Raw genomic sequence first — 12,882 nt, 5'->3', positions numbered from 1 at the left:
AACCTCAGGCGTGGTAAGCGGAATCGGGGATATCTGTGATGAACATATGCCCCGGCGCATGGGTGATGGCAAACGGGACACCGGATGCCATGACGGCTGCTTGCGGAGTAACGCCGCAGGCCCAGAAAACGGGGACTTCGCCGGGCTCGATGCGTACCGGATCGCCAAATTCGGGCTTAGCGAGATCCTTGATGCCGATCTCTTCCGGTGCGCCAATATGCACAGGCGCACCGTGCACGGCCGGAAAGCGACCGGAAATCGTTGCCGCATCGGCAACGCGCGACGCCGGGATCGGCCGCATCGACACGACCATGTTGCCGTGCAGGCGTCCGGCCGGGCGGCATGGTTTGTTGGTCAGATACATCGGCACGTTGGACTTGTCGGTGATATGGCGGATCTCGATACCGGCTTCCGCCATAGGCGTCTCAAACGTGAAGCTACAGCCGATCAGAAAGCTGACGAGATCGGGATGCTCGGCCCAGGCGGTGCGCGCGTCGGCGGTTTCTTCGGCCAGCTTGCCGTCGCGCCAGATGCGGTAGAGCGGGATATCGGTGCGCAGGTCGGCGCCGGGAGCGAGCAGAGTGGAATGCGAGCCGGGATCGGAGACATCGAGAACCGGGCAGGCCTTCGGATTGCGCTGCGCATACAGCAGGAAATCAAAGGCCCAGTCGCGTGGCAGAACGATCATGTTGGCCTGGGTGAAGCCGGGGGCGACGCCGGATGTCGGCTCGATCTGGCCGGACCGGTAGCGTTCGCGGGCGAGGCGGGCCGGTTCGGCATTGACATGGCGGAGATGGTCTATCGCGATCATTGAGTTCCTCCCAGAACGCCGATTAAGCCGGCAGAAATGACTGGACGGTGATGCCGTCGGCCTCGAAGGCGCGGCGAATTTCCTGTGCGATGGCGACGGCACCTGGGCTGTCGCCATGGACGCATATCGATTGCGCATCGATCTTGATGGTGGAGCCGTCGATCGCCTCAAGCGTACCCTGGCGGGCAAGCTGCAGCATGCGGGCGGCGATCAATTGCGTGTCGTGGAGCACAGCACCCTGTTCGCGGCGGGAAACCAGCTGTCCGTCCGGCGTATAGGCACGGTCGGCGAAGGCTTCGGCGACGGTCTTGAGACCCGACGCCTGTGCAAGCGCAAGGATCGGGGCATTGGCAAGGCCCATCAGCACCAGCGAGGGATCGATCGCCTTGATGGCGTCGATCACGGCCTGTCCCTGTTTGGGGTCATGGGCGATGCGGTTGTAGAGGGCGCCATGCGGTTTGACATAGCCGACGGTTGTTCCGGCGGCAGCTGCCATGCCCTTCAAGGCGCCGATCTGGTAGATGACGTCGGCGATGAGTTCGCCGCTTGTTACGTCCATGTCGCGCCGGCCGAAGCCGACGCGATCGGGATAGGACACATGCGCCCCGATCGAAACACCCTTATCGGCGGCCGCCTTGACGGTCTTCCAGATACCGGCGGGATCGCCGGCATGGAAGCCGCAGGCGACATTGGCGCTGGAAACGATGGCAAGCATCGTTTCGTCGTCGCCCATACGCCACGCGCCGTAGCTTTCACCGAGATCGCTGTTCAGATCGATGGCAGTCATGTTCAATCTCCTCAGGTGGCTGGCGACAGCAGGGCGAAAATCGGACCGATCGACTTGTAGCCCATGTACCAGGTGAGCGCGCAAGCCAGAACGCCGAGAACCAGCAGCCAGCGCGGATAGCGGTAACCGGCCATTAGGTCGGAACGTGCCCAGGCAGCATAGATGAAGATCGACAGGCCGATCGGCAGGATGAGGCCGTTCAGTCCACCAACGAAGATCAGCATCTGCGCCGGTGGCGTTGTGATGATCACGTAGAAGAACAACGAGACGGCGATGAAGATCACGGTTGCGATGTTGCGGGCGCGCTCACTGATATCCTTCTTGAAGACAGTGATGAACGATACCGAGGTGTAGGCCGCGCCGATCACCGAAGTAATGGCGGCAAACCACAGAACCGCGCCGAAGATGCGGTAGCCGGTTTCGCCTGCAGCCGCCTGGAAGGCCTGTGCGGCCGGATTGGCACCCTTGCCGGACACGTCGATGACGACGCCGCTGGCGACCACGCCGAGAATGGCAAGGAAGAGCACATAGCGCATCAGGCCGGTGACGGCGATGCCGGTCAACGCGGCACGGTTGACGGCGCCGAGGTTCTCGATGCCGACGGTGCCCTTGTCGAGCAGACGATGTGCGCCGGAATAGGTGATGTAGCCACCGACTGTACCGCCGACGATTGTGGTGATCGTGGCAAAATTGATGGTGGAGGGAAGGAAGGTCTGGAACAGCGCATCGCCGACCGGCGGGGCGGAGACAATCGCGACATACAGCGTCAGAAGGATCATCAGGACACCGGCCACGACGATCAGGCGGTCAATGGCAACGCCTGCGCGCTTTGAGCTGAAGATGCCGATGGCGATTAGTGCGCTGATTGCGCCCCCCCATTTCGGATCGAGGCCGAGCATGGCGTTGAGTCCGAGGCCGGAGCCGCCGATATTGCCGATATTGAAGAACAGGCCGCCGACGATGACGAGAACTGCCAGCAGGTAACCGGTGCCCGGAATGGCCGCATTGGCAATGTCGGATGCACGCATTTTGGTGAGCGTCACGATCCGCCAGATGTTCAGCTGCACAACGAAATCGATGAGAATCGAGGCAAGAATCGCGAAAGCGAAGGCGGCTCCGAGCTGGCTCGTGAACGTGGCCGTCTGGGTGATGAAGCCCGGGCCGATGGCAGAGGTCGCCATCAGAAAGATTGCGGCGACGAGTGCGGCACGCCGCGATTTGGCCGACATCGGCAAAGCGCTGGCTGGTGCCTCGCGGCTGGGTGAAATAGCTGACTGTTCCATGAACCCTCTCTTTATTGTAGGCGCCCGCAAACTCCTCGGGGTTGGCCCGCATCAATTTTATTGACAGCCGCAACCTTGCCGCATTTCACAATTCTGTCAATATTGTTCAACGATTATTATTTCATCGTTCCATCATATTGTTGAAATGTTGGGCTTTTCATATTTTAACCGAAACCAAATACGTCTTCCTGATGTGCTTCTTGGGTTCTTTTCGATGTGCGGTGGGGCTGTTTTGGTAATGAGCAGAGCAAAGCCGGATTGCGGAAACCGAGGGTGGCTGTCGCCTGAAAGCCGCAAAGCATACTCCTATCCATGTGTTCGACCCAGACCCCATTTCCAAGTGAAGAAAACCACGATATCGGTCAACCATGAGGTGCTTATCGCTTCGAATGAAGGACGTGTATGACTGACCAGGACATGACATCCGCACTTGCGCCCCGCTTGGCGGAAGCGATCCGCAACAAGCTGATCGCTGGCGAACTCAAGCCCGGCCATCGCCTGTCGGAAGTAAAATTGAGCACCGATCTGCAGGTGTCCCGCAATTCGCTGCGTGAAGCATTCCGGCTTTTGACCAAGGAAGGCCTGCTGCGTCACGAGCCGAACCGCGGCGTCTTCGTTGCTATCCCCAGCATGGCTTCGATCATCGATATCTACCGCGTGCGCCGCGTCATCGAGTGCCGGGCTGTGGCGCAGGCCTATCCCAAGCATCCCGCAGTCGGCCGCATGCGCGCCGCTGTCGAAGAAGCGCGTGCAGCTTGCGCCAGGAGCGATTGGGGCACAGTCGGCAGCGCCAACATGGTCTTCCATGCGGCAATCGTCGATCTCGCCGACAGCGAACGCCTCAACGCTTTCTATCTCCAGATTGCCGCGGAACTGCGCCTGAGTTTCGGACTTCTGGACAGTCCCGAACTTCTGCACGAGCCCTATATCGAACTGAATGCCGCCATCGTCGAAAAGCTGGATGCCGGCGAGATGCAGGAAGCCGCAGCGGCGCTGGAGAGCTACCTTCTTCAGTCGGAGCGCACCGTCCTTGCCGCCTTCTCGCGCATTCCCGACAAAGGCAAAGCTTGAACCACGGCTGCCCCGAAATCGGTCACACTTGATCCAGAACGGGATTGTTTGTCTGCGTATTAACGCAGCTTGATGGTTTCGTGCGCGTCATCCCGATCCATCATGGGTGGATCCGGTAGCCTGCTGTAGCTTGGGTGCGCTGCGGCATGGATCTCTTTTTTTTGGTGCCGCCGGCGATTGCCAGCAGGACCAACAGGAGATGATCATGCGCAAAACCGTTTTGAATGCCCTCGGGCAACCCCTGTTTTACAGCGACAGTTCGACCGGGTTTTTCTCCGCAACCGGCTCCGGTCCGACGCTGCAGGGAACGGCGGGCAATGACTCCATGTGGGGCGATAGTGCCGTCAACGTCACGATGGCGGGCGGTACGGGTGATGATATCTATTACCTCTATTCGGCGATCAACCGGGCCTACGAGGCGGCGGGCCAGGGTATCGATACGATCAGCACCTGGATGAGCTACACTCTGCCGGACAATTTCGAGAACCTGACCGTCACCGGCAATCTGCGCTACGCCTTTGGAAATGCCGCCGACAATATCATCAAGGGGGCCTCCGGCCGGCAGACACTGGACGGCGGCGGCGGCAATGACGTGCTCACCGGTGGCGCTGGTGCGGACACCTTTATTTTCACCAAGGGCAATGGCAGCGACCTGATCACCGATTTTGAAGCGGCCGACATCGTCCGGCTGAATGACTATTCGCTGACATCCTTTGATCAGGTTCTCATCAATGCGACCCAGGAAGGCGCGCATCTGAGGCTCGATCTTGGGGATGGCGAAAGCCTGGTGTTTGCCAATACGAGTAAAGCCGATCTGAATGCTGGTCAGTTCGAATTGAGCCTCGACCGTTCCGCCCTGACCCAGACATTCGGTGATAATTTCAACACGCTTCAGCTGATGAACGGCACGGAAGGCGTCTGGGAGCCAAAATACTGGTGGGCGCCCGAGAAGGGGGCCACGTTATCGGGCAACGGCGAGCTTCAATGGTATGTCAATCCGCGCTATGCGCCGACATCCGGCAGCAATCCGTTTTCCATCAGCGACGGCGTCTTGACGATTACGGCGGAGAAAACGCCGGACGCAATCAGCGCGGAGGTCGAGGGATACGATTACACGTCCGGCATGCTGACGACGCATGCATCCTTTTCGCAGACCTATGGCTATTTCGAAATCCGCGCCGACATGCCGGAGAATAAAGGCGTGTGGCCGGCCTTCTGGCTGCTTCCGGAAGATGGCTCCTGGCCACCGGAACTGGATGTCGTGGAAATGCGCGGCCAGGATCCCAACACCGTGCATGTGACGGTCCACTCAAACGAAACCGGGCGGCAAACGTCGGTTTCCACCGCCGTCAGCGTCTCCGACACGCAAGGTTTTCACACCTACGGCGTCCTGTGGCAGCAAGATGAGATCGTCTGGTATATCGACAATGTCGCCGTCGCGCGCGCTGACACACCGTCAGACATGCACAAGCCGATGTATATGATCGTCAATCTTGCCGTCGGCGGCATGGCCGGGGCGCCGGCGGACGGGATTCCCGACGGTTCGGAAATGAAGATCGACTATATCCGCGCCTATACGCTGGACGACCTCGCCTGACATCAGCCTCGAAAACGCTGCAACGCAGCTGGCTTATATCATTCTTCGGGCTCGGTGCCTGCCGCTTTGAAGCGCTCTTCGAATTCACGTCTCAGGCTGCGCCTCACCTGTGCCGCGCGTTCGCGGCGCTTGGCGACGCCGGTCTTGGGGCTGTAGGTGGGGACATTGGTCGGACGCCCGTCGGCGTCGACCGCAACCATGGTGAAATAGCAGGAATTGGTGTGCCGCCGCTCGCCGGTGCGGATGGTTTCCGCCTCGACCCGGATACCGACTTCCATCGATGTGCGGCCGGCAGTATTGATCGAAGCGCGAAACGTCACGAGTTCACCGACATGGATCGGCTCGCGGAAGACCACCTGATCGACCGACAGTGTCACGGCATATTCCTGCGAAAAGCGCGAGGCACAGGAAAAGGCGACACGATCGAGGAGATTGAGCAGCGCGCCGCCATGGACCTTGCCGCTGAAATTGGCCATGTCGGGCGTCATCAGGACGACCATCTCGAGTTGGCTCGTGTCGTGACCAGTTTCCAAGATGCGCCTCCGTCGTATTTCCCGAAATTCATGCCGATTATCTACAACGAACCGGCGCTGATCAACCCAGCCGCCTTCAGACACGCGATCATGCCCGCGTCTATTTCGGCGTGTCGGCCGGTTGACGGATATGCAGGGCGATAAGCCGTTTCAGTTGCTCCGCGTCACGGGCTTCGAGCGCATCGATCATCATGTGATGCTCGCGGCCGGATTTCTCGATTCGCGCGCGGGTTCGCCATTGTGAAACGGGGGCTGACGATGTGCGCTGGCGAATTTCGGAGACCAGATCGACCAACTCTTGATTGCCCCCCAGAAGCAGCAATTCACGATGAAAGGCCAGATTGGCCTCGTAATGCTCCAGGATCGTACCCGTCAGGGTCATCTCGTCGAAGTATCTCGCAAGGCCACGCAATGTGGCGATGCTGTCGGCGGTGGCGTTGGCCACCATCATATCGGCGACGGCTGTTTCGAGAATGACGCGGATATCGCCGACTTCCTTGGCGCGCCGGTCGTCCGGCTGGTAAACGTGGTAACCCCGATTGGGCACGTGGGCGACCAATCGCTTCTGCGACAGACGGTCCAGCGCGCGGCGCACTTCCGGTCTTGTGCAGTCATACCGGCGTTCAAGGTCGATCTGCTTCAGCCAGGTGCCGGCGGGCAGCATGCCGGTCAGGATGTCTTGAAGAACAAGTTCGGTGACGTCCCGTTCTTCGGATCCGGCAGCCGTTTCACTTTGAACTTCGCTCATGAATTTTTCCTGTTGTCACGGACCGGCGCCACTTACCGGCCTGACTTTTTCTTGTAGCCGAGTTTCGGCAATTGCAACGCAGATGGCCCAATTAAAATTATTCCTTGGCGCCAGTTGCGCAATTTATTTTTGTATCCTAAATTGGTGCCAATATTGGTAACTATAAGGCAAGCAGGTCCCATACGCCATGAAAAACTCCGATTCCGTCTGGGATTTCGTCGAAGCGAAACGTGAAGCTTTCTTCACGCTGAGCGATCGTGTCTGGGATGCGCCTGAAACAAACTACGAGGAATTCCGCGCCTGCGAAGAGCATGAGCGCCTGCTGACGGAGGAGGGGTTTCGGGTCGAGCGCAATGTTGCGGGGCTTCCGACGGCGGTCATGGGCGAAGCCGGCGAGGGCGGTCCGGTGATTGCCATTCTTGGCGAGTTCGATGCTTTGCCCGGCCTCAGCCAGGAAGCCGGCGTCGCCGAGGAGCGGCCGCTGGTCTCCGGCGGCAATGGCCACGGTTGTGGCCACAACCTATTGGGTTCCGGCTCGATGATGGCGGCCGCCGCGGTCAAGGATTTTCTGGCAGCCAACGGTCTGAAAGGACGGGTGCGTTACTACGGTTGCCCCGCCGAGGAGGGCGGCTCGTCCAAGGGGTTCATGGTCCGGGCTGGGGTTTTCGATGATGTCGATATCGCCATATCCTGGCATCCGGCAGCATTCGCCGGCGTCAACAATCCGATATCGCTGGCCTGCAACGAGCTTAATTTCCACTTCAGCGGCCGCGCCTCGCATGCGTCTGCAACGCCGCATCTTGGCCGCAGCGCGCTTGATGCCGTCGAGCTGATGAATGTCGGCGTCAACTACATGCGCGAACACATGCCGTCATCGGCGCGGGTCCATTATGCCGTCACCGATGCCGGCGGCGCGGCGCCGAATGTCGTCCAGGCCCGCGCGACGGTACGCTACCTGATCCGCGCGCGGACGCTGCAGGAGTTGCTCGGCCTCGTCGAGCGCGTCAAGAAAATCGCCGACGGTGCAGCCCTGATGACCGAAACGACGGTGCGCAGCGAAATTATTAGCGGCGACGCCAATCTTGTTGGCAATACGCCGCTGGAGGAATGCATGTTCGCCAATCTCCAGCGCCTCGGTCCGCCCGCCTTCGATGCCGCAGACAACGATACCGCGTTGAAATTCCAGCAGACATTCTCGCGGGAAGACATTGCGGCGTCCTATGCGCGCTTTGGTATTAAGCCGAAAAAAGGGCAGGCGCTCTGCGATTTGATCTATCCGTTGGGTGGTGGTGATGGTTCGATCGTCGGCTCAACCGATGTCGGCACCGTCAGTTGGGTCGTCCCGACCGTCCAGATGCGTGGCGCGACCTATGCTATCGGCACGCCCGGACATTCCTGGCAACTGGTGGCGCAAGGCAAGCTGCCGGCAGCGCACAAGGGCATGGAATATGCGGCCAAAGTCATGGCAAGCACAGCACTGGACCTCATCGCGGATCCGGCTCTGATCGAAGCCGCCAAGGCGGATCACAGGGAACGCCTCGATGGGAATCCCTTTGTCAATCCCATCCCGGATGACGTTTTTCCGCCGCTGCCGGAGAGCCCCAATGGCCGGTAAGCCGACCCTTAAAGGCAAGGTGGCTTGCCGCCTATCCAGACCGGATCCATCATGACCCAGCCGGGATTTTTCGATCTGTTGAGTTTCGGTCCCGACGGCTGGGCAAAGGCGTTGATCGCCGGTGCGTGGATGACAATCCTCATTGCACTGTCCGGCTATACGATCGGCGCCGTCATCGGCACATTCGGTGCCTGGGCGAAGATTTCCGGTGGCCGGGGGCTGCGTGTCGCAGCCGACGCCTATACGACCGTCCTGCGCGGTATACCGGATCTTCTCGTCATCTATCTTCTCTACTTCGGTGGAAGCGCTGCAATCACCTCGATCGGCAGGCTGTTCGGCGCCGATGGTTTCATCAGCTTTCCCGGTTTTCTGGCAGGCGCGCTTGCGGTCGGGATCACCTCGGGGGCGCAGCACACCGAAGTCTTCCGCGGCGCCTTCAAAGCAGTCCATCGCGGTGAGATCGAGGCGGCGATTGCCTGCGGCATGTCGCGCTCGCTGCGCTTTCGCCGCATCATCGCACCGTTGACCTTGCGCCATGCCCTGCCGGGCCTCGGCAATGTCTGGCAGGTCGTGCTGAAAGAGTCAGCCCTGGTCTCCATCACCGGCGTCGTCGAGCTTTTGCGCCAGTCGCAGATCGGCGCCGGCTCGACCGGCCTGCCCTTCGATTTCTACCTGATCGCCGGCCTGATTTATCTCGCCATTTCGACCGTCTCCAGCATCGCCATGCGCCAGGCTGAGCGTCATTTCAGCCGTGGCGTGAGGAGAGGCTGATGGATTGGGAATTTACACAGGAAACGTTCATCAGTCTCGTTTCGGCCTTACCGCTGACCCTGTCGCTTGCCGCCACGGCAATCGCCATTGGTGCCATATTGGCGTTAGCCCTGGCTCTGGCGCGCACCTCCGGCGTCATCGTTCTCGAGTGGTTTGCGCGGGTCTATGTCTTCATCTTTCGCGGCACACCTCTGCTCGTCCAGATCTTCCTGATCTATTATGGCCTCAGCCAGTTTCCGGCCGTCCGCCACAGCATCTTCTGGCCGGTGCTTCGCGATGCCTACTGGTGTGCTGTGATCGCGCTTAGTCTGAACACGGCGGCCTATGCCAGCGAGATCATCCGCGGCGGATTGCTGTCGGTTCCGCATGGACAGGTCGAGGCGGCGCGCGCCTGCGGCATGCCGCGATTGATGGTCTTCCGCCGCATCGTCCTCCCGTTGGCTATCCGCCAGGCACTTCCTGGTTACGGTAACGAGATGATCTCGATGATCAAGGCGACGTCGCTGGCTTCGATCATCACGATCATGGAGGTCACCGGCGTTGCCGCCCGGATCATCTCCGAGACCTACCGCGCCATCGAAGTGTTTCTCGTGGCGGGCTTCATTTATCTGGCGATCAATTTTCTTCTGACGCGCCTCGTCCAGCTGGTCGAGTTCAAGCTCAGCCCGCATTTGCGGCAACCGGAAAACGCCGCAGACGCGGTTATTGCAGGAGATGCGCGATGAACCTTCCCATGTCTGCGGCAGATCTGCCGGCGCTGAGCGTCAAGGGTCTCCACAAGAGTTTTGGGTCAATTGAGGTCCTCAAGGGGATTTCGCTGGATGCGCGGGAGGGTGAGGTCGTTTCGATCCTCGGCTCCTCCGGCTCCGGCAAGTCGACCTTTCTGCGTTGCATCAACATGCTGGAAACGCCCGATTCCGGTAGCGTGACCGTCGGGCAAGAAACGATCCGAATGGTCCCCGCCCGCAACGGAAAGAGCAAACCTGCCGATATCGCGCAGGTGGATCGTGTCCGCTCAAAGCTCGGCATGGTGTTCCAGAGCTTCAATCTATGGACCCACAAAACCATTCTCGAAAACATCATCGAAGCCCCGGTGCACGTGCAGAAACGGCCGCGCAAGGAGTGCATTGAAGAGGCCGAAGCGCTGCTTGCAAAGGTCGGCATTGCCGACAAGCGCAATCAGTATCCGTCGCATCTCTCCGGCGGCCAGCAGCAGCGTGCGGCGATTGCCCGTGCGCTGGCCATGCGGCCGGACGTCATGCTGTTCGATGAACCGACATCGGCGCTTGATCCCGAATTGGTGGGCGAGGTGCTGCGTGTCATGCGGTCGCTCGCCGAAGAGGGGCGCACCATGCTGATCGTTACGCATGAGATGGGTTTTGCCCGCGATGTCTCCAGCCGCGTGATCTTCCTGCACAAGGGGCTGGTCGAAGAAGACGGCAGCCCGAAGGACGTTTTCGAAAATTCCAGATCCGACCGTTTCCGGCAGTTCATCAAAGGATGAGTGCTGCGACTGCTCCAACAACTGAACAAAAAAAGGGGAATGCAACAATGAAAACCATCGGATCAATCTTCAAGGCGGCCTGCTTTTCGGCACTGATGCTGGCTTCGGCTGGCGCGCATGCAGAAGAGAAGAAATGGACGCATGTAACGATTGCGACCGAAGGCGCCTTCAAGCCCTACAACTTCACCAAGCCGGACGGCACGCTTGATGGTTATGAGATCGAGCTGACAAAATATCTCTGCGCCCATATGAAGGTAGAGTGCGAGGTCGTCGTCCAGAATTTCGACGGCATGATCCCGGCGCTGAACGCCGGAAAATTCGATGCGATCATCTCCGGCATGTCGGCGACCGAAAAGCGCGAGAAAATCATCGATTTCAGCAATTCCTACGGCTCAACCGGCCAGGCCTTTGCAACCCTGAAATCAAGTCCACTGGCGGCCATGCCGTCGAAGGGCGAAGTCTTCTCGCTCGCCTCCAACGAAGCCGGTGCGCTCAGCATCCTTGAGACAATCAAGCCGCAGCTTCAGGGCAAGATCATCGGCGTGCAGATCGCTTCGACCGGCGCTTCCTTCGTCGACAAGTATCTCAAGGGCGTGGTCGAGGTTCGCGAATACAAGACCACGGAAGAGCATGATCTGGATCTGGGCGCCGGCCGCGTCGATCTCGTCATGGCGTCGATGGCGTATCTGACCACGGCATCCGAAAAGCCCGGCAACGAGGATATGACGACCGCAGGTCCACGTTTCCAGGGCGGCTTCCTCGGACGTGGCAGCTCGGTCGGCCTGCGCAAGACAGACCCGGAACTCAAGGCCATGTTCAATGCCGCGATCGATGCCGCCAAGGCCGACGGCACCATCAAGACGTTGTCGGAGAAATGGTTCGGGTTCGACGTCACGCCGCTTTAAGGCGCAGACACTCCAGCCTGGAGAACCGGGCGACATCGGTACAGGACCGGCGGGCAGCGATGCTCGCCGGTCCTGTGTCTGCTACTCGGCCATCAAGCCGTCAAAGACTTCGAGCATCGCATCCGCGATGGCCTTGCCAAGTGCTGCGCCATTCTCCTGAAGGGCGTCTTCGTTCATATCGCGGGCCGCGAGAGCAAGAGCCGCGCCTTCGGCCATGACGATTTCCTGCGCCCGCTGGATTGCCCAAAGAGCAAAATCGCTTCGGCCATTGATTTCCACGGTATCCATATCGATTTCCATTGTTGTCATCGTGTCAAGAGCCTAGCGTTTCAGCGATTGGCGATCCTCCCATAGCAGGGGAAGGCCGCATTGGAAAACACGCTTGTAATCTTTAGCGCCTGCTCCAGATTCGAGTGACTGAAATTGATGGAGGCGTCATGAAGGTTGAAGCCAAAGCGGCCCTGGTTCGCATAACCGGGCGTGTCCAGGGCGTCGGCTTCCGGTTCTGGATGCGCGGCCAGGCGCAAAGGCTTGGTCTCTCCGGCTGGGTTCGCAATGACGCCGATGGGTCGGTAGCGGCCTTGATCTGTGGGCCTACTGCGGCCGTAAACACCATGTTGGAGCGCTGTCGGATCGGTCCTCTTGGGGCATCCGTCGCCGATGTTAAGACGGAAACAGCCCTCACCGAGGGCGTACCGCCGGGATTTTGCGTCACGAAATAACTATTCGATGAATTGATGAGAAAATGATCCCATGACATTGTTTTTATTGCGATTTTCAGGATCACGCCAACGTGAAAAAAGGCCTCTTGTCCGGGTTGTCTAGCAGGTGCAGCAATATTTACTTGTCGATGACGCGCTGCAGCAATAGAAGGGGTCGTATTTTTGCGATCAGTCATAAACGGGGAACGATAAACGCAGACGTTCGATTCATGCACAACAGGAGACTTCCATGTCCATTGCAGTCAATAACTTCGACAATCTTGGCCTCGGCGCTATTTCCAGCGGCACCGTTGCATCCAGGGTCAAGGCCTATCGCGAATCTGCCGGTTACAGCATCGAAGACCTTGCCGTGACATGCGGTCTGGCGAATTCTGAGATTTCCGCCATTGAAGATGGCGGCGATGCCGATCCGGCCAAGTTGAGAAGGATTGCCGCAGCACTCCAGGTTCCCGTATCGGCTCTCCTGGAAACTGAAGTTTAAGCCAATTGCTGCTCCCCGCCGGTTGACGACGGGCCTGCGGCCAGCTTTTGACGC

Annotated in this window: 16 protein-coding genes; 9 read left to right on the top strand and 7 right to left on the bottom strand. The window is 59.4% G+C overall.

All coding sequences use genetic code 11. The features are described from left to right. Positions 1-4: 4 nt before the first annotated feature. Genes ACQY8Q_RS01405 through ACQY8Q_RS01395 form a run of 3 tightly spaced genes read right to left on the bottom strand, consistent with a single transcriptional unit; the run spans position 5 to position 2,881 of the window. The gene (locus tag ACQY8Q_RS01405; protein WP_428423899.1) at positions 5-811 is read right to left on the bottom strand and encodes a putative hydro-lyase; all 807 of its coding nucleotides are present in this window, start codon (positions 809-811) and stop codon (positions 5-7) included. 22 nt (positions 812-833) lie between these two features. Next, positions 834-1,598 (bottom strand): LamB/YcsF family protein, encoded by a 765-nt coding sequence (locus ACQY8Q_RS01400; protein ID WP_428423897.1) that lies wholly within the window; start codon positions 1,596-1,598, stop codon positions 834-836. 11 nt (positions 1,599-1,609) lie between these two features. Next, positions 1,610-2,881 carry an NRAMP family divalent metal transporter gene (locus ACQY8Q_RS01395; protein ID WP_428423895.1) on the bottom strand — a complete coding sequence of 424 codons (1,272 nt, stop codon included), beginning with the start codon at positions 2,879-2,881 and terminating at the stop codon, positions 1,610-1,612. A 402-nt stretch (positions 2,882-3,283) separates the two neighbouring features. Here ACQY8Q_RS01395 and ACQY8Q_RS01390 point away from each other — a divergent pair, with 402 nt between their 5' ends. Together ACQY8Q_RS01390 and ACQY8Q_RS01385 are read left to right on the top strand one after the other, a co-directional pair. Further along, complete coding sequence (locus ACQY8Q_RS01390) at positions 3,284-3,952, top strand: GntR family transcriptional regulator (protein WP_428423893.1); 669 nt, start codon at positions 3,284-3,286, stop codon at positions 3,950-3,952. A 205-nt stretch (positions 3,953-4,157) separates the two neighbouring features. Then, on the top strand, positions 4,158-5,549 hold the full coding sequence (locus ACQY8Q_RS01385) for a family 16 glycosylhydrolase (protein WP_428423891.1): 1,392 nt from the start codon (positions 4,158-4,160) through the stop codon (positions 5,547-5,549). A 38-nt stretch (positions 5,550-5,587) separates the two neighbouring features. Here the strand turns inward: ACQY8Q_RS01385 and ACQY8Q_RS01380 are convergent, their stop codons facing one another. Both ACQY8Q_RS01380 and ACQY8Q_RS01375 read right to left on the bottom strand, forming a co-directional pair. Continuing rightward, on the bottom strand, positions 5,588-6,049 hold the full coding sequence (locus ACQY8Q_RS01380; protein ID WP_428423992.1) for an acyl-CoA thioesterase: 462 nt from the start codon (positions 6,047-6,049) through the stop codon (positions 5,588-5,590). A gap of 133 nt (positions 6,050-6,182) precedes the next feature. Further along, a complete protein-coding gene (locus ACQY8Q_RS01375) occupies positions 6,183-6,830 on the bottom strand; it encodes a GntR family transcriptional regulator (RefSeq protein WP_428423889.1) in 648 nt (215 codons plus the stop codon). A 187-nt stretch (positions 6,831-7,017) separates the two neighbouring features. On the opposite strand from ACQY8Q_RS01375, the gene ACQY8Q_RS01370 reads away from it, so the two are divergent. Genes ACQY8Q_RS01370 through ACQY8Q_RS01350 form a run of 5 tightly spaced genes read left to right on the top strand, consistent with a single transcriptional unit; the run spans position 7,018 to position 11,625 of the window. After that, complete coding sequence (locus ACQY8Q_RS01370; RefSeq protein ID WP_428423887.1) at positions 7,018-8,445, top strand: M20 family metallopeptidase; 1,428 nt, start codon at positions 7,018-7,020, stop codon at positions 8,443-8,445. Positions 8,446-8,496: 51 nt separating this feature from the next. Then, complete coding sequence (locus tag ACQY8Q_RS01365; RefSeq protein ID WP_428423885.1) at positions 8,497-9,216, top strand: ABC transporter permease; 720 nt, start codon at positions 8,497-8,499, stop codon at positions 9,214-9,216. Next, complete coding sequence (locus ACQY8Q_RS01360) at positions 9,216-9,941, top strand: ABC transporter permease (RefSeq protein ID WP_428423882.1); 726 nt, start codon at positions 9,216-9,218, stop codon at positions 9,939-9,941. Before ACQY8Q_RS01365 ends, ACQY8Q_RS01360 begins: the two co-directional genes overlap by 1 nt. Next, the gene (locus tag ACQY8Q_RS01355) at positions 9,938-10,720 is read left to right on the top strand and encodes an ABC transporter ATP-binding protein (protein WP_428423880.1); all 783 of its coding nucleotides are present in this window, start codon (positions 9,938-9,940) and stop codon (positions 10,718-10,720) included. Before ACQY8Q_RS01360 ends, ACQY8Q_RS01355 begins: the two co-directional genes overlap by 4 nt. 47 nt (positions 10,721-10,767) lie before the next feature. Continuing rightward, complete coding sequence (locus ACQY8Q_RS01350) at positions 10,768-11,625, top strand: transporter substrate-binding domain-containing protein (protein ID WP_428423878.1); 858 nt, start codon at positions 10,768-10,770, stop codon at positions 11,623-11,625. An 81-nt stretch (positions 11,626-11,706) separates the two neighbouring features. Here the strand turns inward: ACQY8Q_RS01350 and ACQY8Q_RS01345 are convergent, their stop codons facing one another. After that, on the bottom strand, positions 11,707-11,913 hold the full coding sequence (locus ACQY8Q_RS01345; protein ID WP_428423990.1) for a hypothetical protein: 207 nt from the start codon (positions 11,911-11,913) through the stop codon (positions 11,707-11,709). Between the two features lie 41 nt (positions 11,914-11,954). Then, positions 11,955-12,152, bottom strand: coding sequence for a hypothetical protein (locus ACQY8Q_RS01340; RefSeq protein WP_428423997.1), 198 nt, complete (start codon positions 12,150-12,152; stop codon positions 11,955-11,957). On the opposite strand from ACQY8Q_RS01340, the gene ACQY8Q_RS01335 reads away from it, so the two are divergent. Beyond that, positions 12,063-12,347 carry an acylphosphatase gene (locus ACQY8Q_RS01335; RefSeq protein WP_428423876.1) on the top strand — a complete coding sequence of 95 codons (285 nt, stop codon included), beginning with the start codon at positions 12,063-12,065 and terminating at the stop codon, positions 12,345-12,347. The two genes, ACQY8Q_RS01340 and ACQY8Q_RS01335, sit on opposite strands and share 90 nt — an antisense overlap. 229 nt (positions 12,348-12,576) lie before the next feature. Next, the gene (locus tag ACQY8Q_RS01330; RefSeq protein ID WP_428423874.1) at positions 12,577-12,828 is read left to right on the top strand and encodes a helix-turn-helix domain-containing protein; all 252 of its coding nucleotides are present in this window, start codon (positions 12,577-12,579) and stop codon (positions 12,826-12,828) included. Positions 12,829-12,882: the final 54 nt, after the last annotated feature.

It is taken from the genome of Pararhizobium sp. (genome assembly GCF_965279435.1).
GTDB lineage: Bacteria > Pseudomonadota > Alphaproteobacteria > Rhizobiales > Rhizobiaceae > Pararhizobium.
The sequence above is the reverse complement of the archived record's forward strand: the minus strand, read 5'-3'. Positions and strand labels throughout refer to the sequence as shown.

Coding starts and splice junctions, on each gene's coding strand:
- ACQY8Q_RS01405 (WP_428423899.1), bottom strand. CDS start 811: ATGATCGCGATAGACCATCTCCGCCATGTCAATGCCGAACCGGCCCGC.
- ACQY8Q_RS01400 (WP_428423897.1), bottom strand. CDS start 1,598: ATGACTGCCATCGATCTGAACAGCGATCTCGGTGAAAGCTACGGCGCG.
- ACQY8Q_RS01395 (WP_428423895.1), bottom strand. CDS start 2,881: ATGGAACAGTCAGCTATTTCACCCAGCCGCGAGGCACCAGCCAGCGCT.
- ACQY8Q_RS01390 (WP_428423893.1), top strand. CDS start 3,284: ATGACTGACCAGGACATGACATCCGCACTTGCGCCCCGCTTGGCGGAA.
- ACQY8Q_RS01385 (WP_428423891.1), top strand. CDS start 4,158: ATGCGCAAAACCGTTTTGAATGCCCTCGGGCAACCCCTGTTTTACAGC.
- ACQY8Q_RS01380 (WP_428423992.1), bottom strand. CDS start 6,049: ATGGTCGTCCTGATGACGCCCGACATGGCCAATTTCAGCGGCAAGGTC.
- ACQY8Q_RS01375 (WP_428423889.1), bottom strand. CDS start 6,830: ATGAGCGAAGTTCAAAGTGAAACGGCTGCCGGATCCGAAGAACGGGAC.
- ACQY8Q_RS01370 (WP_428423887.1), top strand. CDS start 7,018: ATGAAAAACTCCGATTCCGTCTGGGATTTCGTCGAAGCGAAACGTGAA.
- ACQY8Q_RS01365 (WP_428423885.1), top strand. CDS start 8,497: ATGACCCAGCCGGGATTTTTCGATCTGTTGAGTTTCGGTCCCGACGGC.
- ACQY8Q_RS01360 (WP_428423882.1), top strand. CDS start 9,216: ATGGATTGGGAATTTACACAGGAAACGTTCATCAGTCTCGTTTCGGCC.
- ACQY8Q_RS01355 (WP_428423880.1), top strand. CDS start 9,938: ATGAACCTTCCCATGTCTGCGGCAGATCTGCCGGCGCTGAGCGTCAAG.
- ACQY8Q_RS01350 (WP_428423878.1), top strand. CDS start 10,768: ATGAAAACCATCGGATCAATCTTCAAGGCGGCCTGCTTTTCGGCACTG.
- ACQY8Q_RS01345 (WP_428423990.1), bottom strand. CDS start 11,913: ATGGATACCGTGGAAATCAATGGCCGAAGCGATTTTGCTCTTTGGGCA.
- ACQY8Q_RS01335 (WP_428423876.1), top strand. CDS start 12,063: ATGAAGGTTGAAGCCAAAGCGGCCCTGGTTCGCATAACCGGGCGTGTC.
- ACQY8Q_RS01330 (WP_428423874.1), top strand. CDS start 12,577: ATGTCCATTGCAGTCAATAACTTCGACAATCTTGGCCTCGGCGCTATT.